17 protein-coding genes are annotated in these 24,206 nt (G+C 69.1%); 4 read left to right on the top strand and 13 right to left on the bottom strand.

What is annotated here, in order from left to right:
* The first annotated feature begins 2 nt into the window (after window positions 1–2).
* Complete coding sequence (gene mltB / locus ACODRX_RS11530) at window positions 3–1,193, top strand: lytic murein transglycosylase B (protein ID WP_488871641.1); 1,191 nt, start codon at window positions 3–5, stop codon at window positions 1,191–1,193.
* Here the strand turns inward: mltB and ACODRX_RS11525 are convergent.
* The 4 genes from ACODRX_RS11525 to ACODRX_RS11510 all read right to left on the bottom strand — a co-directional run bounded on the left by ACODRX_RS11525 (window position 1,186) and on the right by ACODRX_RS11510 (window position 8,502).
* Window positions 1,186–2,094, bottom strand: coding sequence for a GGDEF domain-containing response regulator (locus tag ACODRX_RS11525; RefSeq protein WP_488871640.1), 909 nt, complete (start codon window positions 2,092–2,094; stop codon window positions 1,186–1,188). The two genes, mltB and ACODRX_RS11525, sit on opposite strands and share 8 nt — an antisense overlap.
* Window positions 2,094–6,866: a PAS domain S-box protein gene (locus tag ACODRX_RS11520; RefSeq protein WP_488871639.1), complete on the bottom strand. Its 4,773-nt coding sequence runs from the start codon at window positions 6,864–6,866 to the stop codon at window positions 2,094–2,096. The genes ACODRX_RS11525 and ACODRX_RS11520 overlap by 1 nt, the downstream gene beginning before the upstream one ends.
* A 204-nt stretch (window positions 6,867–7,070) precedes the next feature.
* Window positions 7,071–7,634 carry a nucleotidyltransferase family protein gene (locus ACODRX_RS11515; RefSeq protein WP_488871638.1) on the bottom strand — a complete coding sequence of 188 codons (564 nt, stop codon included), beginning with the start codon at window positions 7,632–7,634 and terminating at the stop codon, window positions 7,071–7,073.
* A gap of 43 nt (window positions 7,635–7,677) precedes the next feature.
* A complete protein-coding gene (locus tag ACODRX_RS11510) occupies window positions 7,678–8,502 on the bottom strand; it encodes an IclR family transcriptional regulator (RefSeq protein ID WP_488871637.1) in 825 nt (274 codons plus the stop codon).
* A 99-nt stretch (window positions 8,503–8,601) separates the two neighbouring features.
* Here ACODRX_RS11510 and ACODRX_RS11505 point away from each other — a divergent pair, with 99 nt between their 5' ends.
* From ACODRX_RS11505 to ACODRX_RS11495, 3 genes are all read left to right on the top strand, one after another.
* Window positions 8,602–9,759, top strand: a complete 1,158-nt coding sequence (locus tag ACODRX_RS11505; RefSeq protein ID WP_488871636.1) for an acyl-CoA dehydrogenase family protein — start codon at window positions 8,602–8,604, stop codon at window positions 9,757–9,759.
* A 64-nt stretch (window positions 9,760–9,823) separates the two neighbouring features.
* The gene (locus ACODRX_RS11500; RefSeq protein WP_488871635.1) at window positions 9,824–10,792 is read left to right on the top strand and encodes a Bug family tripartite tricarboxylate transporter substrate binding protein; all 969 of its coding nucleotides are present in this window, start codon (window positions 9,824–9,826) and stop codon (window positions 10,790–10,792) included.
* On the top strand, window positions 10,792–12,000 hold the full coding sequence (locus ACODRX_RS11495) for a CaiB/BaiF CoA transferase family protein (protein WP_488871634.1): 1,209 nt from the start codon (window positions 10,792–10,794) through the stop codon (window positions 11,998–12,000). Before ACODRX_RS11500 ends, ACODRX_RS11495 begins: the two co-directional genes overlap by 1 nt.
* Window positions 12,001–12,118: 118 nt before the next feature.
* Here the strand turns inward: ACODRX_RS11495 and ACODRX_RS11490 are convergent, their stop codons facing one another.
* The 9 genes from ACODRX_RS11490 to ACODRX_RS11450 form a co-directional block, all read right to left on the bottom strand.
* A complete protein-coding gene (locus tag ACODRX_RS11490) occupies window positions 12,119–14,428 on the bottom strand; it encodes an ATP-dependent DNA helicase (RefSeq protein ID WP_488871633.1) in 2,310 nt (769 codons plus the stop codon).
* Entirely contained in the window at window positions 14,425–16,113 is a 1,689-nt protein-coding gene (locus ACODRX_RS11485) for a VRR-NUC domain-containing protein (RefSeq protein ID WP_488871632.1), read from the bottom strand. The genes ACODRX_RS11490 and ACODRX_RS11485 overlap by 4 nt, the downstream gene beginning before the upstream one ends.
* 37 nt (window positions 16,114–16,150) lie before the next feature.
* Window positions 16,151–16,459: a hypothetical protein gene (locus ACODRX_RS11480; RefSeq protein ID WP_488871631.1), complete on the bottom strand. Its 309-nt coding sequence runs from the start codon at window positions 16,457–16,459 to the stop codon at window positions 16,151–16,153.
* 122 nt (window positions 16,460–16,581) lie between these two features.
* The gene (locus ACODRX_RS11475; RefSeq protein WP_488871630.1) at window positions 16,582–18,609 is read right to left on the bottom strand and encodes a polysaccharide biosynthesis protein; all 2,028 of its coding nucleotides are present in this window, start codon (window positions 18,607–18,609) and stop codon (window positions 16,582–16,584) included.
* Window positions 18,610–18,880: 271 nt separating this feature from the next.
* Entirely contained in the window at window positions 18,881–20,107 is a 1,227-nt protein-coding gene (locus ACODRX_RS11470; protein WP_488871629.1) for a DegT/DnrJ/EryC1/StrS family aminotransferase, read from the bottom strand.
* A 33-nt stretch (window positions 20,108–20,140) separates the two neighbouring features.
* Window positions 20,141–20,803 carry an acetyltransferase gene (locus ACODRX_RS11465; protein ID WP_488871628.1) on the bottom strand — a complete coding sequence of 221 codons (663 nt, stop codon included), beginning with the start codon at window positions 20,801–20,803 and terminating at the stop codon, window positions 20,141–20,143.
* Between the two features lie 103 nt (window positions 20,804–20,906).
* The gene (locus tag ACODRX_RS11460; RefSeq protein WP_488871627.1) at window positions 20,907–21,500 is read right to left on the bottom strand and encodes a sugar transferase; all 594 of its coding nucleotides are present in this window, start codon (window positions 21,498–21,500) and stop codon (window positions 20,907–20,909) included.
* Window positions 21,497–22,774 carry a glycosyltransferase family 4 protein gene (locus ACODRX_RS11455; RefSeq protein ID WP_488871626.1) on the bottom strand — a complete coding sequence of 426 codons (1,278 nt, stop codon included), beginning with the start codon at window positions 22,772–22,774 and terminating at the stop codon, window positions 21,497–21,499. Before ACODRX_RS11455 ends, ACODRX_RS11460 begins: the two co-directional genes overlap by 4 nt.
* Before the next feature lie 31 nt (window positions 22,775–22,805).
* Window positions 22,806–24,194 carry a hypothetical protein gene (locus ACODRX_RS11450; RefSeq protein WP_488871625.1) on the bottom strand — a complete coding sequence of 463 codons (1,389 nt, stop codon included), beginning with the start codon at window positions 24,192–24,194 and terminating at the stop codon, window positions 22,806–22,808.
* Window positions 24,195–24,206 lie beyond the last annotated feature (12 nt).

Genomic DNA, 24,206 nt, shown 5'->3' with positions numbered 1-24,206 from the left:
GTATGCATGCCCTTTTGAAGAAAACTCTTGTTTTTATAGCTGCCAGCGCTTGCTGCACCTTGGCCAGCGCGCAGAAAAACCCGAATGCCGCCAGCAGCTACGCGCAGCGCGACGAAGCCCAGGCCTTCGTCAACGAGGTTGCCGCGCGCGAGCGCATCGACCGCGGCTGGCTGCAGGCGGCCATCAACCAGGCCCAATTCAATTCCCGCGTGCAAAGCCTGATGACGCCGCGCACCGGCCCGGCCGGCGTGAGGAACTGGCGCGCCTACCGCGGCCGCTTCGTCGAGCCGATCCGCATCCGCGCCGGCCTGCGCTTCTGGCAGGACAACGCGGCCACGCTGGAGCGGGCCGAAAGGGAATTCGGCGTGCCGGCGGAAATCATCGTCGGCATCATCGGCGTGGAAACCATCTACGGCCAGCAGATGGGCGGCTTCACCGTGGCCGATGCGCTGGCCACGCTGGCCTTCGATTTTCCGGCCAGCCACCCGAAGGCGGCCGAGCGGGCCGCCTATTTCCGCCGCGAGCTGGAGCAGTTCCTGACCAATGCCTACCTCACGCGGGTCGATCCCTTCGAGGCCAAGGGCAGCTATGCCGGCGCCATGGGCATACCGCAGTTCATGCCGTCAAGCTGGGCCGCCTATGCGGTGGACTACGACGGCGACGGCCGCATCGATCTTTTCAACAGCCCGGTGGATGCGATCGGCTCGGTGGCGAACTATTTCGTCAGCCATGGCTGGAAGCGCGGCCTGCCCACCTACTACCGCGTGCAGGTGGACAGCAGCCCGCAGCAGCTGGCAACGCTGCTGGCGCCCGATATCAACCCCAGCTTCAGCGCCGCCGAGATGCTGGCCAACGGCGCTGCCGTGCAGGGCGAGGGCAGCGCCAGCGCCGGCCCGCTGGCGCTGATCGAGCTGAAGAACGGCAGCGATGCCGCCAGCTATGTGGCGGGCACGCAGAACTTCTATGTGGTCACGCGCTACAACTGGTCGAGCTTCTACGCCATGTCGGTGATCGAGCTGGGCCAGGCCATTCGCCAGGCACGCAGCAGCGGCGTGCTGCCCGGCGCCGAGCCGCAGCCCGCCACCGAGGTGGACCCCAGCAATGCGGTTGCCGCCGGCTATGCACAGGCCTGGCGGCGCAGCAAGGCAGCCGGCGCCGCGCCAGCCGCAGCGCCGATCATGCCGGCTAATTGAGGTCTTGCACGATGGCGCGGTTGCGCCCGGCGTTCTTGGCCTGGTAGAGGATTTCGTCGCAGCGCTCAAGCAGCCACTCGGGCCGCTTGGCGCTGTCGTAGCCGGCCACCACGCCGCCGCAGCTGATGGTGAGCATGGCGCTCACCTCCGACTTCTCGTGCGGTATGCCGAGTGCATGCACGGCTTCGCACAGGCGGCCGAGCACCGTCTGCAGCGCGATGCCCGAAGGCAGCATCAGCACGAATTCCTCGCCGCCGTAGCGGGCAATCATGTCGTAGGGCCGCTGGGCCGCCTTGACCAGGGTCTGGGCCACGCGGCGCAACACGTCGTCGCCGGCGCCATGGCCGTAGAAGTCGTTGAAGCTCTTGAAGTAGTCCACGTCGATCATCGCCAGGCCCAGCGGCATGCCTGTGCGCACCGTGTGGCCGCAGGCCCGCACGAAGGCCTGGTTGAAGGCGCGGCGGTTGCTGATGCCGGTCAGCGCATCCTGCATCGACAGGCGCTCCAGCTCCTCGCGCTGGCGGGCCAGCTCCAGGTGGTTGCGCACGCGCGCCTTGACCAGCAGCGGGCGCACCGGCTTGGCGATATAGTCCACCGCGCCCAGCAGCAGGCCGCGCTCCTCGTGCGCCTCCTCGATCTGGCCGGTGACGAAGATCACGCCGATGTTGGCCGTCTTCTCGCTCGACTTGAGGCGGCGCAGCACCTCGTAGCCATCCATATCGGGCATGGAGGCGTCGAGCAGGATCAGGCTGATCTTCTCTTCGGCCACGCGCTGCAGCGCCGAGGCGCCGTCCTTGGCCAGCACCACCCGGCATTCGTCCTTGAGCAGCTCCGCAAGCGCGGTGCGGTTGATGCGCTCGTCATCCACGATCAATACCGTGGGCAGATCGGCAACCACCATCACTGCTCCCTCGCAGCGGCAGCGGCCGCCGATTCCAACGATTGGCGCAGCTGGTCCAGCGCCTTCAATGCCTGGGGCAATTCGATATCCTCATACAGCACCCGCACCTCTTCGAGCTGCCCGGATGCGGGGTGGTCCTTCAGTTCATGGGCCAGGTCGGCGAGCAGTGAAGTCGCGGCATAGTCGCCCTTTTGCATCAGCGGCTCGGCCCTGGCGATCAGGGACAGCGCCCTCGCGGTGTCCGCGCCGGCCACCGGCTGGCAGGCCTGTGCCGGCAGTTGCTTGGCGGCCGCGCTGGCCTGGCGTTTGAGGCGGTCGCTGATGGCTTCGAGCACCGCGGTCAGGTCGGCGCGGAAGGTGAAGGCCAGGCGCTCGATCGCGGCCGCATCGCCCCGGTTGGCCTGGCGCTCCAGCGCGTCGGCCGAATGGGTCAGCGCCTTGGCCTGCACATAGCCGGCCGCGCCCTTGACGAGATGGGCCAGCGCCTCGACGTTCTTGCCGTCCTGCGCCGCCACCGCCGCATCCAAGCGCTGCGGCACGTCGGCAAAGTCGCGCACGAAGCCATGCAGCAGGCGCTGCATGCGCTCGCGGTTGCCGCCCATGCGGTGCAGCGCGGCATCGAAGTCCACCGGCCCCTGCTGGTGCGGCGCGGGGCGGGCGGATGCATCCGCCGCGGCGCAGGCCGCGGCCGGGCCCGGCCTGCGGCCCTGGGCGGCATCGCCCGCGAAGATGTCGATCAGCGTCTGGTACAGCAGGTGCTCCTCGATCGGCTTGGACAGGTGCGAGGTCATGCCGGCGCGGATGGTCGCCTCGCGGTCCTCGGCGCGGGCCTGGGCCGTCAACGCGATGATGGGCAGATCCTGCCAGGCCGGGTTGCGGCGGATTTCGCGCGTGGCCGTCACGCCATCCATCTCGGGCATGTGCATGTCCATCAGCACGGCGTCGTAGTCCTTCATCTCCAGGCAGCGGATGGCCTGGCGGCCGTTGACCGCCGTGTCGACCTTGACGCCCGCCAGCACCAGGAAATCGCTGGCCACCTCCAGGTTGAGCGCATTGTCGTCCACCACCAGCACCTGCTTGCCGCCCAGCATGCGGCGCATGCTGGGCGTGAGCACGCTGCGCACCTGGCCCGAGGTCTTGAAATGCCTGGCATGCGTGCGCGGGCCCGCCAGCACGTCTTGCACCGTATCGAACATCACCGATTCGGTCACCGGCTTGACCAGGATGCCCTGCAGCCCCGCCGAGGCGACCTGGCTCAGGATTTCGTCGCGGCCGTAGGCGGTGACCATCAGCACCGCGGGCACACGCTCCTGGCGGCTGTCCTGGCGGATGCGGCGGGTGGCCTCGATGCCGTCCATCTCCGGCATCTGCCAGTCCATCAGGACCAGGTCGTAGGATTCGCCCCCCTGCGCCACGGCCTCGATCTGCGCCAGCGCATGCCGCCCCGAATCCACGCAGTCGGCCTGCATGCCGAAGCTGCTGATCATGTCGGACAGGCTTTCGCGCGAGGTGGCGTTGTCGTCCACCACCAGCACACGGTAGCCGTGCAGCGACCGGATCTTCAGCGCCATGTCGCTTGACGGCTGGCCCAGCTCCACGGTGAACGAGAACAGGCTGCCACGGCCGCTCTCGCTCTCGACGCGGATGCCGCCGCCCATCTTCTCCACCAGCTGCTTGCAGATGGTCAGGCCCAGGCCCGTGCCCCCGTAGCGGCGCGAGGTGCCGCCATCCGCCTGGTGGAAGGGCACGAACAGGCGGTCCATCTGCTGCTGGCTCAGGCCGATGCCGGTATCGCGCACGCTGAACTGGATCTGCCAGGCGCCGTCCGCGCGCTCGGCCAGCAGGTTGGCGGACACCACCACCTCGCCGGCGTCGGTGAACTTGACCGCATTGCCCACCAGGTTGATCAGCACCTGCGACAGGCGCAGCGGGTCGCCGCGCAAGGCCCGCGGCACGTCCGGCGCGATCGCGTACACGACCTCCAGCCCCTTTTCGTCGGCCCGCAGCGAGGTGGCGTTGGAGACGGCTTCGAGCACCTGTTCGAGCTCGAAGTCGGTGTCGTCCAGGTCGAAGCCGCCGGCCTCGATCTTCGAGAAGTCCAGGATGTCGTTGATGATGGACAGCAGCGCGCGGGTGGAGACATCGATCTTTTCGAGGTAGTTCTTCTGCCGCGGCGACAGGTCGGTCTGCAGCGCCAGCCGCGTCATGCCCAGCACCGAGTTCATCGGCGTGCGTATCTCGTGGCTCATGTTGGCCAGGAAGTCGGCCTTGGCCCGCTCGGCCAGCTCCGCGGCCTCCTTGGCCTGGCGCAGCGCCGACTCCACCTCGTGCTGGCGGGTGATGTCGAAGATGATGCCGTCCCAGATCAGCCCGCTCTTGACCCTGCGCGGCGCCGAGCGGATGCGCAGCCAGATCAGCGAGCCATCGGGGCGGCGCAGCCGGAAGTCGCATTCGAGCAGCCTCTGCGCCGCAGTGGCCTCGCGCGATGCGCCCAGCAAGGCCGGCAGGTCTTCCTCGTGCACCGCCTTGAACAGCAGCGCCGGATCGTCCTGCAGCTGCTGCGCCGCTATGCCCACCAGCGCCTCGATGCCGCCGCTGATGTAGTGCACGCGCAGGTCCTGGCTGCGCACCAGGCCGCCCCGCCCGATCTCGGGGTTGACATAGCTCAGCTGGTACAGCGCGCCGCTGGGCAGGCGGTCGGCCAGCGAAGCCAGCTGCGCACGGGCCTCCTCGCGCTCGCTCACGTCCTGCACCGTGCCGGTCACGCTCGTCACCTGGCCGCTGTCGTCGCGGATGCCCTTGGCCCGCACTTCGGCGGCGAAGGTGCTGGCGTCGGTGCGGTAGTGCTCGAACGCTATCGCGAACTCGCCGCCCTGGGTGGCGCAGTCCTCCAGCCCGGCCTTGACCTTGCGGTAGCTGTCCTCCGACATCACCGAGGTCAGGCGAGCAAGCGTTACCTCCTCATCCGGCGCGAAGCCCACGATCTCGCGCAGCATGTCGGATACGGAGAAAACCTGGCGCTGGATATCCAGCGTCCACGAGCCCATGCGCGCCAGGCGCTCGGCCTGCTGCAGGCTGTCGAAGCTGCTTTGCAGCTGCCGCTCGGCGCGGTGGCTCTCGGTTTCGTCCACCATGACGCAGATCAGCCGGTCCGGCGCCTGCCCCAGCCCGGCCACATAGCGGGCCGCGGCCGACACCCAACGCATGCCACCATCCGGCCGCACGATGCGCAGCTGCACCCGCTGCGCGCCGCTGCCGCGGCGGATATCGCGCACATGGGCATCCCAGGCCGCCCGGTCCTGCGGGTGCACCTGCCCGAGTACCGCGTCCCAGCCCAGGGCGGCGCCGGCCTGCAGGCCAAGGATCTCCAGGCCCTGGGCATTGCAGAGCACGGCCTGCGTGTCCAGGTTGACGTCCAGCACGCCCAGCGCACCCACGTCGATCGCCAGGGCCATGCGCTCGCGCTGCAGCTGCAGCTCCAGCTCGGCCTGCTTGCGCTCGGTGATATCGTGCGCCACGCCCATCACCGCATGCACGCGCCCCTGCTCGTCGCGCAGCGGACTGCGGGTGGTCAGCAAGGTGCGCATGCCGCGCACGGACGGCACCACTTCCTCGACGGTCAGGCTGTCGCCGGACTGCAGCACCTGCAGGGTGCCGCTGACGAAGCCGGCCGCGACCCCATCGGGGAACAGCTCGAAATCGCTGCGCCCGATCACCTCGTCGGCGCCGCGCCCCAGAAACCGCTCGCCGGCCCGGTTGAACAGCAGGTAGCGGCCCTCGGGGTCTTTCACATAGATCACGTCCGCCGCGCTGTTCAGCACCCCTTGCAGCGTGCTCGACAGATCCTGCAGCTGCGCGGTGCGCGCGGCCACGCGCTGCTCCAGGTCGGCGTTGAGCTCGCGTATCGCCTGCTCCGCCCGCTCGCGCTCGGTGATGTCGCGCGCCAGCCCCATGAAGAGCTTGCGCCCGCCCACCTCCACGCAGGTGACCACCACCTCGACCGGAAACAGGCTGCCGTCCTTGCGGCGATGCCGGCTTTTCACCACCATCGAGCTGCCGGGCTGGAAATCCCTGAACAACTGCAGCTTCTGCTGCGCCGTCATGCCGATGGAGACATCGTGCACATGCAGGGCCAGCAGTTCCGCCCGCGAATAGCCCAGGCTGTGGCATGCGCGGTCGTTCACATCGATGAAGCGCGCCTGATCGTCGTGCAGGAAATAGTCGTCGCCCGCGTTCTCCACCAGCAAGCGAAAGCGCTCTTCGCTGGCCTGCAGCCGCGCACGGGTCACATGGTTGGTCACCAGGTCGGCCCGGTTGCCATGCAGCAGCACCAGGTGGTCCTCGATATCGTCGCGGATCTGCACCAGCAGGCGCTGCTCGGCATCGCTGAACGCCCTGGGCCGGTCGTTCAGCGCGTCCAGCACGCCAAACAGGCTGCCGCTGGGCCAGTACACCGGAATGCCGATATAGCTCTGCACGCCATAGTTGGCATCTTTATGCTTCAAAAAGAAACCAACGTCACCACAAGCATCCTTGCATACCAGCTTCTGGGCCGCCACCAGCTCTTGCGCGAATGGCGGCGGCTGCGTGGCCACCGGGCCGGCCTCCAGCCTGTCGGCCGCCGGCCCGGCAGCCGCCATCAGGCTCCAGGCACCGTCCTGCAGCCGCAGCACCCGCGCCGCCGACAGCTGCAACAGATCGGCATAGTTGCGCAACAAACCCTGCCAGCGGTCCAACAAGCCGGAATGGATTTCCGGAAAATCTTCATGCATGCATCCAACTCCTGGGTACCGATGGAAGCCGCGCACAGGCTGCGGCGCAAGGCTCCCGAAAACTCTGCAAATCGAACAAACGGATTTATAGCCTAAGCTGATTCATACATGCACGCTATTGGCTAATCAATTCTCCGTGAAGGCAAAGAAATTTGGTTTTTGCATCGTCGCCCCTGCAGGCCACCCATGGCGGCGGCACGGGCATCACCCCGCCATGCGGCGCCGAAGCCACGCCTCGGCCCGCTCCAGATCGGCCACGGTGTCGATATCCATCTGGATGCCTGGGTCGTCCAGCTCGATATCGGCGACCTTGTGCGCAGCCCGGCTGGCCCGCACGATCGCGGATGCGCCGGTATCCCCGCTCAGTGCGGCCAGCGCCTCGAAGCATTGCGCGCCGAACCCCACCGGGTGACCCTGGCGCCCTTGCCACCATGGCACCACCACGGGCTGCGCGGCGAGCGCCTGGGCAACCCGCCGCAGGCTTTCAGGCCGCACCAGCGGCAGGTCGCCAGGCAGCACCAGCCAGCCCGCGGCCTGCGCGCTGGCCCGCACGCCCATGGCGATCGAATCCCCCATGCCGGGGCTGCCCTCTCGCGGGCGCACCAGATGGGCGGCCAGCCCGGCGGCCTGCACCGCGCCCAGCACATGCTGCAGCACCGTGGCACCGCCCAGCAGGGCATCGAGCTTGTGCACGCTACCGCCCGATGCACGGAAACGCTCGCCGCGGCCGGCGGCAAGAACGATCACCACGATGGATTCGAAGGGCATGGAAAACGCAGGTGTGGCTGGGGTCTCCGAGTGTAGCCGCCGCCTACCGGCTCACGGAGAGCCTGTCGGCCAGCCCCACCAGCTGCACCAGGCCGGGGCCGATCTTCTGCAGCAAATCCTTGCCGCGCACCTGCAGGCCGGGTACGGCGCAGTTGAACAGCAGGCGCCGAGGCCCGTAGGCGATCCGGGATGCCACGCCCACCGCCAGCACGCCAAAGCCGCTGTCGCCCAGATTGACCGCAAAGCCGCGGCTGCCGTAATGCTCCAGGCTCTCCCGGGCGGCATCGATGCAACGCGCGTATTCCTGCGGCCGGTCGCGGCGCGCACGGCGCAGGAACTGGCCCTGCTCGGCAGCCTTGAGCTGCGCCAGGCCGGCGCGGCCCATGGCCGTCTCCAGCACGCTGCGCACCGCGCCCACGCCGGGGCGCTTGAGCGTGCCGTCCTGGTAGGTGCAGGTTTCCACATAGACCACGTCCATGTCCATGACGACGCCGACCGACACCGCCCCCTGCACCTGGTCCGCCAGCGCCTGCATGGGCAGCCGCAGCTGCCCCAGCAGCGGCGTGTTGATGACATAGGGGTAGCCCAGCGCCACCGCGGCGGGGCCGACGAAATAGCGGTCCAGGCGCTCGTCGTGGTCCAGGTAGCCCATGGTCTGCAGGCTGCGGCACAGCCGCGACACCGTGGGCCGGGGCAGGCCCAGCCGCCGGGCCAGCTCGCTGTTGGCATGGGGGCGCGGATCGCTGACGAAGCACTGCAGGATCATCAGCCCCTTGGCCAGGGTGCCGGAAAAATAGGGATCGTCGGCGCGCACGCGGCGCACGTCGCGCTCGTCCCTGAACTGGTAGGCGGGCAAGGCGGGGCTCATGCGGCGATTGTGACGGCGGGCACGATGGATTTGAATCTGTATTTCAATATTTGAAACCATGTTTCAGCTTTGCCCGCCGGGCTTTTTACAGTGCGGGACATGATCAAAGACCCCAACCGCCTGCAAGCCCTGGTAGCCGACATCCGCAGCTTCGTGCGCGAACGCTGGCATCCGCTCGAAAACCAGATCGACCTCGAAGACGATATTCCAGCCGCCGTGGTCCAGGAACTGCGCGACAAGGGCTATTTCGGCTGGAGCATTCCCGAGGCCTACGGCGGCCTGGGCCTGAGCACGGAGGAGCTGGTGCGCTGCGCGTTCGAGCTGTCGCAGGCCTCGGTGGCGCTGCGCGCCCGCGTGGGCACCAACACCGGCATCGGCTCCGAAGCCCTGGTGGCCGACGGCACCGAGGAGCAAAAGCAGCGCTGGCTGCCGCGCATGGCGCGCGGCGAGCTGACCGGCTGCCTGGCGCTGACCGAGCCGGATGCGGGCTCGGAGGCCTCCAACATCCACACCAGCGCGCGCCGCGAAGGCGATCACTATGTGCTGAACGGCACCAAGCGCTTCATCACCAACGCGCCGCTGGCCGACGTCTTCACCGTGATCGCCCGCACCGCCGGCGGCAGCTCGGGCAGCGACGGGCTCACCGCCTTCCTGGTGGAGCGCGGCGCGGGCCTCTCCACCGGCCGGCCCTACCGCAAGATGGGCCAGGCCGGCTCGCCGGTGTCGGACATCCATTTCGAGAACTGCCGCGTCCATGCCGAGCAGATCATCGGCGGCCGCGAGGGCCAGGGCTTCAAGACCGTGATGAAGGTGCTGAACAAGCAGCGGCTGCACCTGGCCGCGCTGTGCACCGGGCCGGCGATACGCATGCTGGAGCTGGCGATGGAGCATGTGGGCCGGCGCGAGCAGTTCGGCCAGCCGGTCGCCAGCTTTCAGCTGGTGCAGGCCATGATCGCCGACAGCCGCACCGAGATCTTCGCCGCGCAATCGATGATCCTGGAGGCCGCCCGCGCCCGCGACCGCGGCGAGGAAGTGGCGCTCACGGCCTCGATGTGCAAGTACTTCGCCTCGGAGATGTGCGGGCGCGTGGCGGACCGCGCGGTGCAGATGTTCGGCGGCGCGGGCTATGTGGCCGACTTCAGCCCCATCGAGCGCTATTTCCGCGATGTGCGGCTGTTCCGCCTGTACGAAGGCACCAGCCAGATCCACCAGCTGAACATCGCCAAGCTGGCGCTGCGCGAGCACGGCGCCGCCTGAGCACCAGTGCCGCCTGAATGCCGCGGCGCCGATTCCCCGTACCCCCCAGAAGGAGACAAACCCTATGCCACACCCGACCGCCCCACGCCTTGCCGTGCTGGCCCTGCTGTGCGCCGCCAGCGCGGCCGCCCAGGCCGGCTACCCCGATCGGCCGATCCGCCTGATCGTCCCCTTCCCCGCCGGGGGCAGCACCGACCTGGTCACCCGCGCCATTTCGGTGGGGCTGGGCCAGGCCCTGGGCCAGCCCGTGGTGGTGGAGAACAAGCCGGGCGCCGGCAGCCTGGTGGGCTCGGAGATGGTGGCGCGGGCCGCGCCGGACGGCTACACCCTGCTGATGGCCGGCCTGAGCAATGTGTTCCTGCCCTATGTGCACCAGCAGCTGAAGTGGAACCCGCTCACCGACTACGAGTACATCGGCCTGGTGGCGGACCTGCCCAATGTGATCGCGGTCAATGCCCAGACGCCGTACAAGACGCTGGCCGAGCTGGCGGCGGCCGAGAAGGCCAGGCCGGGCTCGCTGTCCTTCGGCTCGGCCGGCGTGGCCACACCCTCGCACCTGGTGTGCGAGATGGTGAACCACCAGCTCAAGCTCCATATGCAGCACCTGCCCTACAAGGGCAATGCGCCGGCGGTGAACGACCTGATGGCCGGCCATATACCGGTGATGTGCAACAACCTGGGCGGCACCCTGCCCTATATGCAAGGCGGGCAGATCCGCATCCTCGCGCAGACGGGCAAGGCCCGCTCCGCCGCGGCGCCGGACATCCCCACCTTCGGCGAGCTGGGTGTGCCCGGCCTGGATGCCGGCCTGTGGATGGGCATCGTCGCGCCCAAGGGCACGCCGGCCCAGGTGGTCGCAGCCGTCAACCAGGCCCTGGCCAAGGTAATGGCCCAGGCCGACACCCGGGACAAGCTGGCCCGGCTGGGCGCCACGCCGCTGCCCAGCACGCCGGCCGCATTCCAGCAGCGCATCCGGGATGACCGCAAGGCCTGGGAGCCGGTGCTCCAGCATGCCGACCTGAAAGGCAACTGATGGACGCGCAAGGCTATCCGCTGCAAGGCGTGCGCATCCTGGACATGGCCACGGTGCTGGCCGGCCCCTTCTCGGCCACGCTGTGCGGCGACCTGGGCGCCGAGGTGGTGAAGCTGGAGCTGCCGCAGGGCGGCGACACCCTGCGCAGCCTGGCGCCGGTGCACGAGGGCCATTCGCTGTTCTGGAAAACCGCGAACCGCGGCAAGCAGGGCATCTCGCTGGACGTGCGCAAGCCGCGGGGCCGGGAGCTGCTGCTGCGGCTGATCGGCGGCTTCGACGTGCTGGTGGAGAACTTCCGCACCGGCACCATGGACCGCTGGGGGCTGGACCTGGCCACGCTGCATGCGCACAACCCGCGCCTGATCGTGCTGCGCGTGACCGGTTTCGGCCAGACCGGCCCCTATGCCCAGCGGCCCGGCTTCGCCCGCATCTTCGAGGCCATGAGCGGCTTTGCCCACCTGAGCGGCGAGGCCGGCGGCCCGCCGCAGCACATGAACTACCCCATGGGCGACGTGGTGGCCGGGCTCTTCGGCGCATTCGCGATCGCGGCCGCGCTGGCCGAGCGCAATGCCCGGCCGCGCAGCGAGCAGCGCGGCGTGGAAATCGACCTGTCCGCCACCGAGGCCCTGCTGCGCCTGCTCGACCCGCTGGCGGCGGAATTCCAGTTCAGCGGCCAGGCGCGCCAGCGCGCCGGCTCCTGCGCCACCTACACCGCGCCGTCCAATGTCTACCAGACCCGGGACGGCGCCTGGATCACCGTGGTGGCGACCGGCGATGCGATGTTCGCGCGCCTGTGCGCGGCCATGGGCCGCGGCGAGCTGGCCGCCGACCCGCGCTTTGCCGACAATGCCGCGCGCATGCGCAACCTGCAGGCCCTGGACGGCACCGTGGCGCAATGGTGCCGCAGCCGCGGTTTCGAGGCGGTGCAGCAGGCGCTGTCGCTGCACGCCATTCCGTTCAGCAAGATCTATTCGGCCGCCGACACGCTGCAAGACCCGCATTTCGCGGCGCGCGGCAGCTTCATCGCGCTGCAGGACCCGGCGCTCGGCCCGATCAAGGCGCCGGCAACGGTGCCGCGCTTCAGCGGCCGCACCCCTCCGCAGCCGTGCGTGGGCCCCGAGACCGGCCAGGACAATGCCCGCATCTACCAGGCCCTGGGACTGGACGAGGCCCAGCTCGAACAGCTGCGCCAGGCGCGGGTGATTTGATGCGCCAGCGCTGCATGCCGATTCGCCTTCAAGGCGATAACTGCGCTGCTTCGCCTTGCCGCATGCCAATACGGTCTGCGGCTTCGTGCCTGGTTCCGGCTGCGAATGCCAAGCGGCTTCAATCCCGCGCGTCCAGCCGCCACCAGCGCGGCAGCAGCGCGCGCACCTCGCGGCGCCGGTAGCGGTCGTCGATCAGCACCACCACGCCCCGGTCGTGCTCGCCGCGGATCACGCGGCCCGCGGCCTGCACCACCTTGCGCAGCCCGGGGTAGAGGTAGGTGTAGTCATAGCCCTTGCCGGCACCGAAATGCGCGTCCATGGCGCGCCTCATCTGTTCGTTGACGGGATTGACCTGGGGCAGGCCCAGCGTGGCCACGAAGGCGCCGATCAGGCGCCGGCCCGGCAGGTCCACGCCCTCGGCGAAGGCGCCGCCGAGCACGGCCAGGCCTATGCCCCGGCCCTGCTCGGTGAAGCGCGCGAGAAAGGCGGCGCGGCCCGCGTCGTCCATGGCCGGCGCCTGCAGCCACAGCGGCAGCTGCGGGTGGCTGCGCTGCAGGCATTCGGCCGCGCGCTGCAGGTAGTCGAAGCTGCTGAAAAAGCACAGGTAGTTGCCGGGCTGGCGCGCATACTGCGCGGCCACCAGATCGGCGATGGGCTGCAGCGAGCGCTCGCGGTCGCGAAAGCGCGTGGAGACATGGCCGGCCACCTGCACGCACAGCTGCTCGGCCAGGAACGGCGAATCGGCCTCGATCCAGCCCGTGCCTTCGGGCAGGCCCAGCATGTCGCGGTAGAAATGCGGCGGGCTCAGCGTGCCCGAGAACAGCACCGTGGCATGGGCCGCCGCATGGCGCTGTGCCAGGTGCGGCGCCGGCACCACGTTGCGGATGCACAGCGTGGAGCAAGGCGCACGGCGCGCGCCGGCCCGCGCCGGCGCCAGGCTGGCATCGAACAGCGCATGGCTGCCGAACTGCTCGGCCAGCGCCATGAAATGCAGCGCCGCCCAGTAGAAGGCCAGCACCGGATCGCCGGGCAGCAGGGGCCGCTCGGCCTGCGCGTCGGCGATCGCGCCCACCGCGCGCTGCAGCGCCCCAAGCAGCGCGGCGGGCACGGCCTCGTAGGCCTGGTAGGCCTGGCCGGCCTGCGCCTTGTTGAAGGCATTCCAGCTGCGCTGCAGCCGATCCAGCGCCTTGCCCACCGCGCCCATCGCCGCGGTGCCCGCGGCTGCCTGGCGGGCATCGGCGAGCGCGAACTGCGAGAGCTCGGCGCTGTACATGCGGCGCGCGCGCTCGGGCAGGTTGTGGGCCTCGTCCACCAGCACGCCGACCTTCCACTGCTGGGCCTGGGCCAGCGCATGGAGCATGGCCGCGCCATCGTAGAAATAGTGGTAGTCGGCCACCACCACGTCGCTCCAGCGCACCAGCTCCTGCGCCAGGTAGTACGGGCAGACCCGGTGCGCCAGCGCCAGGCTGCGCACGGCCGGCGCGTCCCAGGGCTGGGGCTGGCGCAGCGCAGCGGCGCGCGCGGCCGGCAGCCGGTCGTAGAAGCCCTGCGCCAACGGGCAGGACTCGCCGTGGCAGGCCTTGTCGGGGTGCTCGCAGGCCTTGTCGCGCGCCAGCACGTCGAGCACGCGCAGCTGCAAGGGCTGGAGCCGGCTGTTCACGCTGGCCAGCGCCTGCAGCGCCAGGCCGTGGCCGGTGCCCTTGGCGGTCAGGAAGAAGAGCTTGTCGAGGCCGGGCGACGCAGCGGCCTTGAGCATGGGGAAGATGGTGCCCAGCGTCTTGCCGATGCCGGTCGGCGCCTGCGCCATCAGGCATTGGCCGCCCGGCTCCGACCGCACGCAGCGGTAGACGGCGACGGCCAGCTCGCGCTGGCCGGCGCGAAAGCGCTCCAGCGGAAACACCAGGGCCGCCAGCGCCGCGTCGCGCGCCGCGCGGTGGGCGGCCTCGGCACGCGCCCACGCCAGAAAGCGGGTGCACTGCTGCTCGAAGAAGGCGCGCAGCGCATCGGCCTCGTGCGGCTCGACCAGCACGCTCTCTTCCTCGGTGCCCAGGTTGAAGTACACCAGCGCCAGCTTCAGGCGCGCGAGCCCGCGCGCCTCGCACAGCAGGTGGCCGTAGATGCGGGCCTGGGCCCAGTGCAGCGCGCGGTGGTGGGCACGCACGCCGTCGAGCGCGCCGCGGTAGGTCTTGATCTCTTCGAGCTGGCCGGCCTGCGCGTCGAAGCCGTCGGCGCGGCCGCGCACCCGCAGCTCCTGGTACTGCCCGGCGAGCGCGACTTCGGCCTCGTAGCCGGCGCCGCGGCGCGCCTGCACGAGGCTGTGGCCGGCCATGCCTTCGAGCGCGCTGGGCGCGGGCGTGAAACGCAGGTCGAGATCGCCGGCGCGCGCGGTGAACTCGCACAGCGCCCGCACCGCCACGGTGTAGTTCATGCCGCGGCCCCGGCCGGCCGCGCGCGCCAGCGCACATGGCACACGCGCACCGGTATGCCATGCGCGGCGCAGTATTGCAGCCAGCGGATCTGGTTGTCCTGCAGCTTGTCGCCGGGCGCCTTGGCTTCGACGAGTTCGTAGCGGCGCTCGGCGGGCCAAAAGCGCACCAGGTCGGGAAAGCCGCTGCGGTTGGCCTTCACGTCGCGCAGCAGGCGCGCAAAGAGCAGCTTCAGGTGCGCCGCCGGAATGCAGTGCAGCGCCAGCGCCAGCAGCGGCTCGCTGAGCACGCCCCAGAACACGAAGGGCGACTGCAGGCCCTGCTTGTCGGCAAAGCACTGCAGGATGGCTTCGCGCCAGCTGCCATCGTCGAGCCGCGCCAGGCAGGCATCGAACAGCGCGGCGCGGCGCTGCACGAAGCCGGGCGCGCCAAGGTCGGCGGGCCCACTCTGGAAAGGGTGGAAGAACGCGCCGGGCAGCGGCGCGAAGATCGCCGGCCAGCACAGCAGGCCGAACAGCGAGTTGAGCAGCGCGTTCTCGACATAGAACACGGGCGCGGCCGCGCTGTGCCAGTGGTCGCGCAGCACGTGCTCGACCGATGCTGCCTCTGCCGGCAAGTCCAGCTCCAGGTCGATGCGCATCTGCGCCACATCAGGCGCCAGGCCCGCGGGCCGCGGGCCACCGCCCTGCCCCAGGCCGCGCAGCAGCCGCGGCAGCATGCGCGCCACGCGCTGGCTTTCCTCGTCGCTCTCGGGCTGGGCCAGCGCCTGCCGGGCCAGCGCCATCGCATCGGCAAAGCGCTGCATGCGCTCGTAGACCCGCATGCGCCGGTGGCGCGCGCCCGGATAGCTGCATTGCGCATAGGCCTGCGCCGCCAGCGCCCAGTCTTGCGCGCGCTCGCCGGCCTGGCCGATGCGCAGCAGCAGCTTGGCGCGGCGCTGCTGCAGCCAGGCCTGGGCCGGTGCACAGCGCTGCGCGGCCTGCAGCAGCGCGGCAAGGTCGGCGCCGTCATCGAGCGCGGTGCGGCAGGCATGCAGCGCGAGATAGCAGTCCACATCGGCGCGCGACTGGAAGGCGCGCGAAGCGGCATCGAAAGCCACATGCTCGTAGCGGAACACACCGAGATCGGCGAGCACGAACTCCGACCAGCCCTGGTGCAGGTTGCCGAAGAACATCAGCCGCAGGCGCTCGCAGCATTCGCCGACCATCACGCGCCAGGCGGCGCCGCGCGCCGGCGCTTGCCGGCGCTGAAACCACTCGGCCGGGGTTTGCGCCGCGCCGTGCGCGGCCTGCAGCGCGAGCAGCATTTCGGGCTTGCGCATGCCGGCATGCACCGGCTCGCCGGCGAACAGCTGCAGCAGCTCGGGCTTGGTGTACAGCGCGAACAGCTCCTGCAGCGCCATGGGCTGGTCCGCATCGAGCCAGCCCAGCGCCAGCAGCCGCGCGGCCGCGGCGTCGATGCTGGCGCTGGCGGCGATCTCGTCGTAGGCCAGCTTGTCTGCGCGGAACCAGGGGCCGCGCCGCATCAGCAGGCGCACCATGAGCGCCTGCGAGGGCTGGGGCAGCTGCGCGAAGCCGGCCAGGAACGATTGCTCGGCGGCGTCGAGCAGGTCGCCGTAGCGCTCGGCGATCCAGTCCAGCGCGCGCTGGAAGTTGTGCAGGTAGTAGAAGCGGTGGGGTGCGAGCATCGGCCTGCCGCCCAGATATCAGAACGTGTTGCCGATTTCAGACCAGCCGCACCTCGAAGTACGCCTCCTGTGCGTCGCCCAGGTCGCGAAAGCCGGCCTGGCGCGCCGCGTTGGTGGCCTTGCCCCATTGCTTGACCAGGGCGAGCTCACCGGGCGATACCGCGTCGGGCGCGGCTTCTTCCAGGCCGTGCAGGGTGTCGAGGGCCGCGGCCACCTGCTCGGGCGAGCCGAACTGGCGCGTGAGCTCGCGGGTGTAGCGCGCCTCGGCGGCGGCGCGTTCCTTGGCCGGCAGGTCTTCGGGGTAGTCGTGCAGCACGACGGTGAACAGGGTGTCGATGACTTCCATGGCGGTCTCTGAAGTGGGAATACTGTTGAAATATACAGTATTTCTGCACTGCGCGCGATTCCCGCCACATCAGCCTGCCGCCGGCGTGGCGCCGCCGCCACTACGCCGCCACTATGCCCCGGCTACCGGCCCGCGCCGCCCGGCTGGGCCACGTAGCGCTGCGGGTAGCCGCCATGGACCGCGAGGCCCCTGCCCTGCTGGCGTTGGCTTTCGAGGTAGACCCAGTCGACCAGGCCATTGGCCGGCTGGTAGCCCGACACCAGCTTGAGCAGCAGCTCGCGGGTGGCCTGCATGTCGAATCTTGCCATGGCCGACTCCAGCGCCTGCAGCTCGCGCTCGAGCTGCGGCCACGGCAGGAAGGATTCATGCGCCTTCATGATGCGGGGATGGCTGGTGGGCTGCGCGCCATCGCCGATCAGCAGCTCTTCGTAGAGCTTTTCGCCGGGGCGCAGGCCCGTGATGCGGATCTCGATGTCCCCTTCCGGATGCCTGTGGTCGCGCACCCGCAGGCCCGACAGCTCGACCATGCGGCAGGCCAGGTCGTAGATGCGCACCGGCTCGCCCATGTCGAGCACGAAGACGTCCCCGCCATTGGCCATGGCCCCGGCCTGCATGACCAGCTGCGAGGCTTCGGGGATGGTCATGAAATACCGGGTGATGCCGGTGTGGGTCAGGGTGATGGGGCCGTTGTGGGCGATCTGCTTTCTGAACAGCGGCACCACCGAGCCCGACGAGCCCAGCACGTTGCCGAAGCGCACCATCGTAAAGCAGGTGCCCCGGCCTGCCCCGCCGTTGCTGCCGCTGCGGCCGCGGTGCGCCATGGCCTGCAGCACCATTTCCGCCAGGCGCTTGCTGGCGCCCATCACATTGGTGGGCCGCACGGCCTTGTCGGTGCTGACGAGCACGAAATTCTCCACCGCGTGGGCCGCGGCCACGCGGGCGCATATCCAGGTGCCCCAGACGTTGTTGCGCACGCCCGCGAACATGTTGTGCTCCACCAGCGGCACATGCTTGTAGGCGGCCGCGTGGTAGACCGTGTGCGGGCGCCAGGTGGCGACGATCTCGGTCATGCGGCTTTCGTCCGCGACGGATGCCAGCAGGGGTATCAGCTCCACCGGCGCACCGGCCTGTGCCTGCAGCAGTGCCTGCAGGTCCTGGCGCACCTGGTACAGCGAGTATTCGCTTTGCTCCACCAGCAGCAGGCAGCGGGGCGCGCACTGCACGATCTGGCGGCACAGCTCCTGGCCGATCGAGCCGCCGGCGCCGGTGACCATGACCACCTTGCCCCATACATGGCGGTTCATCAGCTGCGCATCGGGCTCCACCGCGTCGCGCCCGAGCAGTTCCTCGACATCGATCTCGTGCAGGTCGTTCAGGTCCACCCGGCCGTTCGCCAGGTCGGCCAACCCCGGCAGCGTGCGCACATGCACCGGGAAGGGACGCAGCGAGTCCACGATCTCGCGCCGGCGCTTGCGGCCCAGCGAGGGAATGGCCAGCAGCACGTCCGAGACCGCATCGTCCTGCAGCAGCTCCGCCAGGTCGGCCGGCGCATGCACCGGCACCATGTCGAGCTGGCGCCCCTGCAGGTCGGGGTCGTCGTCGATGAAGCCCAGCAGCCGGTGCTCGGGCGAGTGGCGCAGGGCCGATGCCAGCTGCCGGCCGGCCGAGCCCGCGCCAAAGATCATGACCCCCGAGGCCTTGCGCTTGTTGACGATGCTGCGGTACAGGCCGCCGAGGGTGAAGCGCACCACCACCCGGCTGATGCTCACCCCCACGAACAGCAGCAGCGGCTGCAGTATGCCGATGGCGCGCGGCACGCCAGCCACCCCCTGCCAGGTGAAGATGATGACGTAGGGCAGGCTGTAGGCCACCATGGCGCGGATCAGCGCCAGCATGGCTTGCCAGCCGGCGTAGCGAAAGACGCTGGCATACAGCCCGTACCAATGGAAGATGGGCACCGACAGCGCAATCGCGACCATGACCGCCTCCCAGTGCGCGGGCTGCAGCGCAACCCAGCCTTCGAGCCGCAGGCACAGCGCCAGCCACACCGCGGCCAGGCAGGTCAGCGAATCGACGGCCAGTGCCAACAGCCGTTTGATCGGGCGCGGCATGCGCACCAGGTAATTGACTACCGAGTTGTTTTCCAACATTGCTTTTCCTTGCGCCATGGCCAAAGCGATTGCGGGCGGCCGCCACCTTCCAAGGGGTGGTGCCCGCCATGCGGCAGCCCTCCTGGCCCGCCATCGGCCACGGAGCTCGGGACTGCCAAGACTTGGGTGCCTGCGGCCCGCGCGCTGCGACCGCGCGCCAGACCGCCTGCCGCGCGCGAACGGGCGGCAGCAGAAAGAAACCGGGGATGCCTAGCGGCGCCTACAGGGCTTACAAGGGCCTACAGGGGCCTATGCAGGCACCGGTGAGTGCTTAAACGCAGTCGCAGGCTGGCGCCAGCAGCGCCGCCTGCGCCGGGGCCGATGCCTGCGCGAGCACCTTGTCCAGCGCGCGGCAGCTGTGGTGGATCTCGTCGGCGCCGAGCGTGGGGTGCACCAGCAGCATCAGGCTGGTGTCGCCCAGCTCGCGCGCCACGGGCAGGCGCTCGGCGGGGCGCCAGCCGGTGCCGTCGAACGCCTTTTCCAGGTACACCTCGGAGCAGCTGCCCTGGTAGCAGGGCACGCCCTCGGCCTGCACGGCCTCGACGATACGGTCGCGGCTCCAGCCTGGCGCAAGGCACTCGGGCCGCACATAGAGGTAGCACTTGTAGTGCGCATGCATGCTGCCCACGGGCATGGTGCAGAAATCGGGCACGCGCACCGCCGCATGCGGCCTGCAGACTGCCCACAGCGCCTTGGCGTTGCTGGTGCGCCGCACCGTCCACTCGAGCATGCGGCGCAGCTGGATGCGGCCGATGGCGGCCTGCATCTCCAGCATGCGCCAGTTGGTGCCAAAGCTCTCATGCAGCCAGCGAAAGCCCGGCGGATGCTGGCGCTGGTATACCGCCTCGTGGCTCTTGCCGTGGTCCTTGTACTCCCACATCGCGCGCCACAGGGCTTCGTCCTGCGTGGTGACCATGCCGCCCTCGCCGCCGGTGCTCATGATCTTGTCCTGGCAGAACGACCAGGCGCCCACATGGCCGATGGCGCCGACCGAGCGGCCCTTGTAGCGGGCACCGTGCGCCTGGGCGCAGTCCTCGATCACCTTGAAGCCATGGGCCTGGGCCAGCGCCATGATCGGGTCCATGTCGCAGGGCCAGCCCGCCAGGTGCACACAGACCACGGCCCGCGTGCGCGGCGTGAGGACCCGCGCGATGGTGGCCGCCGACAGGTTGCCGCTGTCCGGCTCCACATCGGCGAACACCGGCGTGGCGCCGGCGTTGACCACGCAGGAAATGCTGGCGATGAAGGTGCGCGGCGTCACGATGACCTCGTCGCCCGGGCCGATGCCCAGCGCCTTGAGCGCCACGTCGAGCGCCAGCGTGCCATTGGCCAGCGCCACCGCATGCGGCACGCCCACCCAGGCGGCGAACTCCTTTTCGAACTCGCGGCACTCGGTGCCGGTCCAGTAGTTCACCCGGTTGGACAGCAGCACGCGCTGCACGGCATCGGCCTCTTCGGCGGTGAAGCTGGGCCAGGGGGAAAGCGGAGTGTTCAGCATAGGATTGCCTCGATGAAAACGGGTAAGAACCATTCAGACTTTGCGCAGCAGCCGCGCCGGATTGCCGGCCACGGTGGCGCCCGGCGCGACGCTCTTGGTGACCACCGCGCCCATGCCCACCACCGCGCCCCGGCCGATCACCAGGGGCTGGCCCGGCCGGCCCTGCCTGAGGATGGCGCCGGCGCCGATGTAGGCGTGGTCTTCGATCACCACATTGCCGTTGCAGTGCACGCCCGGCGCGAAGGTAACGAAATCGCCCACCACGCAGTCGTGCTCGACATAGCTGTAGAGGTTGGCGTGGAAGTGCCGGCCAATGCGGATGTTGCTGGTCAGCGTGACGAAGGGGCTGAGCGCGGCGCCCTCGCCCAGCTGCACGTCGTCCATCCGCACCACATTGGCAGCAGCCACGCTCCAGGGGCGCACGCCGTCCTGCTCGCAGCGCCGCGCCAGCATCTCGCGCACCGCTCCGTTGGCGATCGCCAGCACCGCGCGGCGCGCAGCGGCGGGCTCGGCCAGGAAGCTGGCATAGCTCAGCAGCCGCTGGCCGTTGACCCGCTCGGGCCCCGGCGTGTCGTCGATGAAGACCAGCCGCTCGCCAGGCACGCCGGCGCGCGCAAGCTGCGCGCGCGCCAGCGGCATCACGCCGCGGCCGCAGCCGCTGGCGCCATAGACGCCATACAGCTCATGCTGTTGCATGGGCAACCTCCTGGAGAATCAATTTCAATAGCTTCAAGCACAGCATACGCAATGGTTTCAAATACTTTTTGCATGGATATCATTGCCACATCAGCGCAAGCTGCTATCGTTTGCTGCCGGTAAAACGGGCCATGGTCGCCTCGCCCGCGGCGCTGATGCCCTCGCGCACCAGCACCTTGCGCAGCGTCAGCCACAGGATCCTGAGGTCCAGCCACAGCGAGCGGTGCTCCACGTACCACACGTCGAGCTGGAACTTGGCATCCCAGCCCAGCGCATTGCGGCCATTGACCTGCGCCCAGCCGGTGATGCCGGGGCGCACCTCGTGGCGGCGCGCCTGCTCGGGCGAATACAGCGGCAGGTACTCCATCAGCAGCGGGCGCGGGCCCACCAGGCTCATGTCGCCCTTGAGCACATTCCACAGCTCGGGCAGCTCATCCAGGCTGGTGGCGCGCAGCAGCCGGCCAAAGGACGTGAGCCGTTCGGCATCGGGCAGCAGCTGGCCATCGGGGCCGCGCGCATCGGTCATGGTGCGGAACTTGAGCATCTCGAAGGGCCTGCCATGCAGGCCCGGGCGCCGTTGCCGAAAAAGCACCGGATGGCCCAGCTTCGCGCCCACCAGCAGGGCCAGCACCAGCAGCGGCACGGCCAGCACCAGCAGCGCCGCCGCGGATACGAGCATGTCGACAAGCCGCTTCATTGCACATCCGCCCTCTTGCTGCCCTGCTCCACCAGCACTGGCGGCACCGGCGCTGCCGCCAGCACCCAGTCGGCCCACTGCGCGGCCAGCCGGCTGCGCTCGAACTCGCTTTGCGCCAGGGCGCGGCCGCGCTCGCCCATGGCTTTCAGCGCCGCGCGGTCGGCCGCGGCCTGCTCCAGCGCATCGGCGAAAGCCCCGGGATCCTCGGGCGGCACGGCAAAGCCGCAGCCGTTCTCGGCAATCATGTCGGCCAGCCAGCCCGGGTAGTTGTTCAACACCGGCAGCCCGGCGGCAATGTAGTCGAAGAACTTGTTGGGCGAGGTGCCGTAGTAGAACGCGGGCACATTCGCCAGCACCTGCAGCCCGATGTCGGCACGCGCCATCAGGCCTGCCAGGCGCGCCTTGCCCACGGGTTCGTGGAAGATCACTTGCTCCAGACCGTCGCGCGCGGCGCGCCGCTGCAGCGCCGGCTTGAGCTTGCCCTGGCCGATCAGCAGCAGCTTGATGTCGCTGCGCCCGCGGCGCTTGAGCTCCAGCGCCGCGTCGAGCACGGCATCCAGCCCGTTGGCCATGCCATGCGTGCCGGCGAACACCGCCAGCAGATCCCTCTCGCCGATGCCTGGGGGGCTCCATGGCAAGGAGGCCTGCGAAGACTGCTGGCCGAAGATGCCCAGGTCGCAGCCATTGGGCACCAGCGCGATGCGGCTGCGCGGCACGCCTCGCCGCGCAATCCCCTCCACGATTCCGGGCGACAAGCCTACCAGCCTGTGGGCAGAGCGGTAGCTGGCCCATTCAAGCAGCGACATGGCGCCCAGCACCAGCGGATTGCGGACCACGCCCATGGCCCTGGGCAATTCGGGCCACAGGTCGCGCACCTCGAACACGAAGGGCTTGCGCCGCAGCCAGCGCGCCACGATGCCGGGAATGCCCGCGGTCAACGGCGTCGTGGTGGCGAACACCAGATCGCACGGTGCGCTCAGGGCCAGGCCGACGCTGCGCAGCGCGAACCTGGCGAACAGCAGCGTGCGCGCGGCCAAGCCGGCGCGATTGGAATAGGCCAGATCGAATTCCACGATATCGATGCCATCGACCTGCCCTTGCCGCCGGCCGCGCCGGAACGGCCTCGACAAACCGGTCTCGCCCCCGCCGTAGCTGCCGCACACCATGGTGACCCGATGCCCGCGCGCGACCAGATGGCGGGCCATCTCGTACGAGCGAATTCCAGCCGCGCCCTTGGGCGTCGAAAAATGCTGGTGAAAATAAAGAACCCTCATACGCTCCTTCAAAAATGTGGCGGACGGCCGCTCAGCGAACCAGGCTCGCGTAGAACATGAACTGGTTCAGGTCGCGCGTGCGCGGCGTGGCGGCCGGCGACAGCCCTTCGTAGTACCGCTCGACAAAGGCCTTGCTTTGCGCATCCGCGCTGTTGACCCGGGCGTACAGCGCCTGGCCGATGCCGGCGAGCTCGCCTTCCATGCCCGCCCAGGTGAGATAGCCGCCCACCGGCACCGAAATCGACAGGCCATAGGGCGGATAGCCGGTGTTGCACTTCACGCCGTCCTGGTAGCCGACGCGGTACCAGCCGTTCGCGCCACTCCAGAAGTTGCGGAACAGGGGCTTTTGCCGGTCCTGGTTCCACAGCTTCGCCGTCAGCTGGTGGGCATAGGCCTTGGCGATCTCGCCGCCAACCACTTCCGGCGCCGGCACGCGGTAGGCGGCCGCGAAGCGATCGCCGTAGTTGCGCAGCGCATCGAACAGCGGCACCAGGCGCCGGGCATGGCTGATGTCCCAGCCCACGCTGTCCACCGGGCTCGGCTTCACCGGCGGGGCGTCCTGGTCCTGGTCCGCAGCCGCGCGGGCCAGCTTGCTTTGCGGCGAGATGCTGGGCAGGCGCGAATCGCTGCATGGGCCCGAAGGCGGTGCGCTTGCTTCATAGCCCGCGTAGCGGGTGTCGTCTCGCAAGCGCCAGAAGCCGCGGTCGATTTCTGCGGTCTTCCTGCCTGTCTTCGCGTCCTCGCCCAGGAAGGTCCGGCTCTTGAACAAGGCATTGAGATTGCGTGCCAGCTGCTGCATGTCCGAATCCACATACGGCGCGGTATCCACCTCTTTGGAGCGGGTGCCGGCCAGATTGGCCAGCATCGCAAGCATCCAGACCTCATGGTCGCGCAGGATATGGCTGTTGGGATTGGCGCCGGCATCGCGGCTGTCGATCCGGATGTTCTTTCCAAGCCGGGCCATGTAGCCCTGGTTTTTGCTGTAGTCGCCAAGCTTGTCGAAAGCGGTCTTCGTGCTCTTGGCAATGAAAGCCTTCACCGGGCCGGATGGCGGGCTGGCCGTGTCGCTGGCCAGGGCTGCGGCAATTGCGGTCGACATGCCCAGGAACTGCAGGCTGTTCAAATCCACTTCTTTTCCAAGCAGCTTGTTCTTGGCATTGCAACGCGGGCCGCCCTTGCAAATCCATCGTTGACCACGGCCGTCGGGGCTGCTGCTCAGCGCATCAAATGCGGGCAGCAGCGTCTGCGCGATGTCGGACAGGGTTTTTCCATCCTTGCAGCGCTGGCTCATGGCCACGAAGTTGTACAGATAGGCCTGCATGTCATACAGGGGGTAGACATCCCCCTCGCCCAGCATCAATCGCTTGATCTGGTTTTGGCTGATCTCCTTCTTTACGGCATTGGCCCACTGCGCTTTCACACGCTGATGCAG

Source organism: Comamonas sp. FG99, from assembly GCF_057808605.1.
This window is presented reverse-complemented; position numbering and strand designations above follow the sequence as displayed.

Coding starts and splice junctions, on each gene's coding strand:
- mltB (WP_488871641.1), top strand. CDS start 3: ATGCATGCCCTTTTGAAGAAAACTCTTGTTTTTATAGCTGCCAGCGCT.
- ACODRX_RS11525 (WP_488871640.1), bottom strand. CDS start 2,094: ATGGTGGTTGCCGATCTGCCCACGGTATTGATCGTGGATGACGAGCGC.
- ACODRX_RS11520 (WP_488871639.1), bottom strand. CDS start 6,866: ATGCATGAAGATTTTCCGGAAATCCATTCCGGCTTGTTGGACCGCTGG.
- ACODRX_RS11515 (WP_488871638.1), bottom strand. CDS start 7,634: ATGCCCTTCGAATCCATCGTGGTGATCGTTCTTGCCGCCGGCCGCGGC.
- ACODRX_RS11510 (WP_488871637.1), bottom strand. CDS start 8,502: ATGAGCCCCGCCTTGCCCGCCTACCAGTTCAGGGACGAGCGCGACGTG.
- ACODRX_RS11505 (WP_488871636.1), top strand. CDS start 8,602: ATGATCAAAGACCCCAACCGCCTGCAAGCCCTGGTAGCCGACATCCGC.
- ACODRX_RS11500 (WP_488871635.1), top strand. CDS start 9,824: ATGCCACACCCGACCGCCCCACGCCTTGCCGTGCTGGCCCTGCTGTGC.
- ACODRX_RS11495 (WP_488871634.1), top strand. CDS start 10,792: ATGGACGCGCAAGGCTATCCGCTGCAAGGCGTGCGCATCCTGGACATG.
- ACODRX_RS11490 (WP_488871633.1), bottom strand. CDS start 14,428: ATGAACTACACCGTGGCGGTGCGGGCGCTGTGCGAGTTCACCGCGCGC.
- ACODRX_RS11485 (WP_488871632.1), bottom strand. CDS start 16,113: ATGCTCGCACCCCACCGCTTCTACTACCTGCACAACTTCCAGCGCGCG.
- ACODRX_RS11480 (WP_488871631.1), bottom strand. CDS start 16,459: ATGGAAGTCATCGACACCCTGTTCACCGTCGTGCTGCACGACTACCCC.
- ACODRX_RS11475 (WP_488871630.1), bottom strand. CDS start 18,609: ATGTTGGAAAACAACTCGGTAGTCAATTACCTGGTGCGCATGCCGCGC.
- ACODRX_RS11470 (WP_488871629.1), bottom strand. CDS start 20,107: ATGCTGAACACTCCGCTTTCCCCCTGGCCCAGCTTCACCGCCGAAGAG.
- ACODRX_RS11465 (WP_488871628.1), bottom strand. CDS start 20,803: ATGCAACAGCATGAGCTGTATGGCGTCTATGGCGCCAGCGGCTGCGGC.
- ACODRX_RS11460 (WP_488871627.1), bottom strand. CDS start 21,500: ATGAAGCGGCTTGTCGACATGCTCGTATCCGCGGCGGCGCTGCTGGTG.
- ACODRX_RS11455 (WP_488871626.1), bottom strand. CDS start 22,774: ATGAGGGTTCTTTATTTTCACCAGCATTTTTCGACGCCCAAGGGCGCG.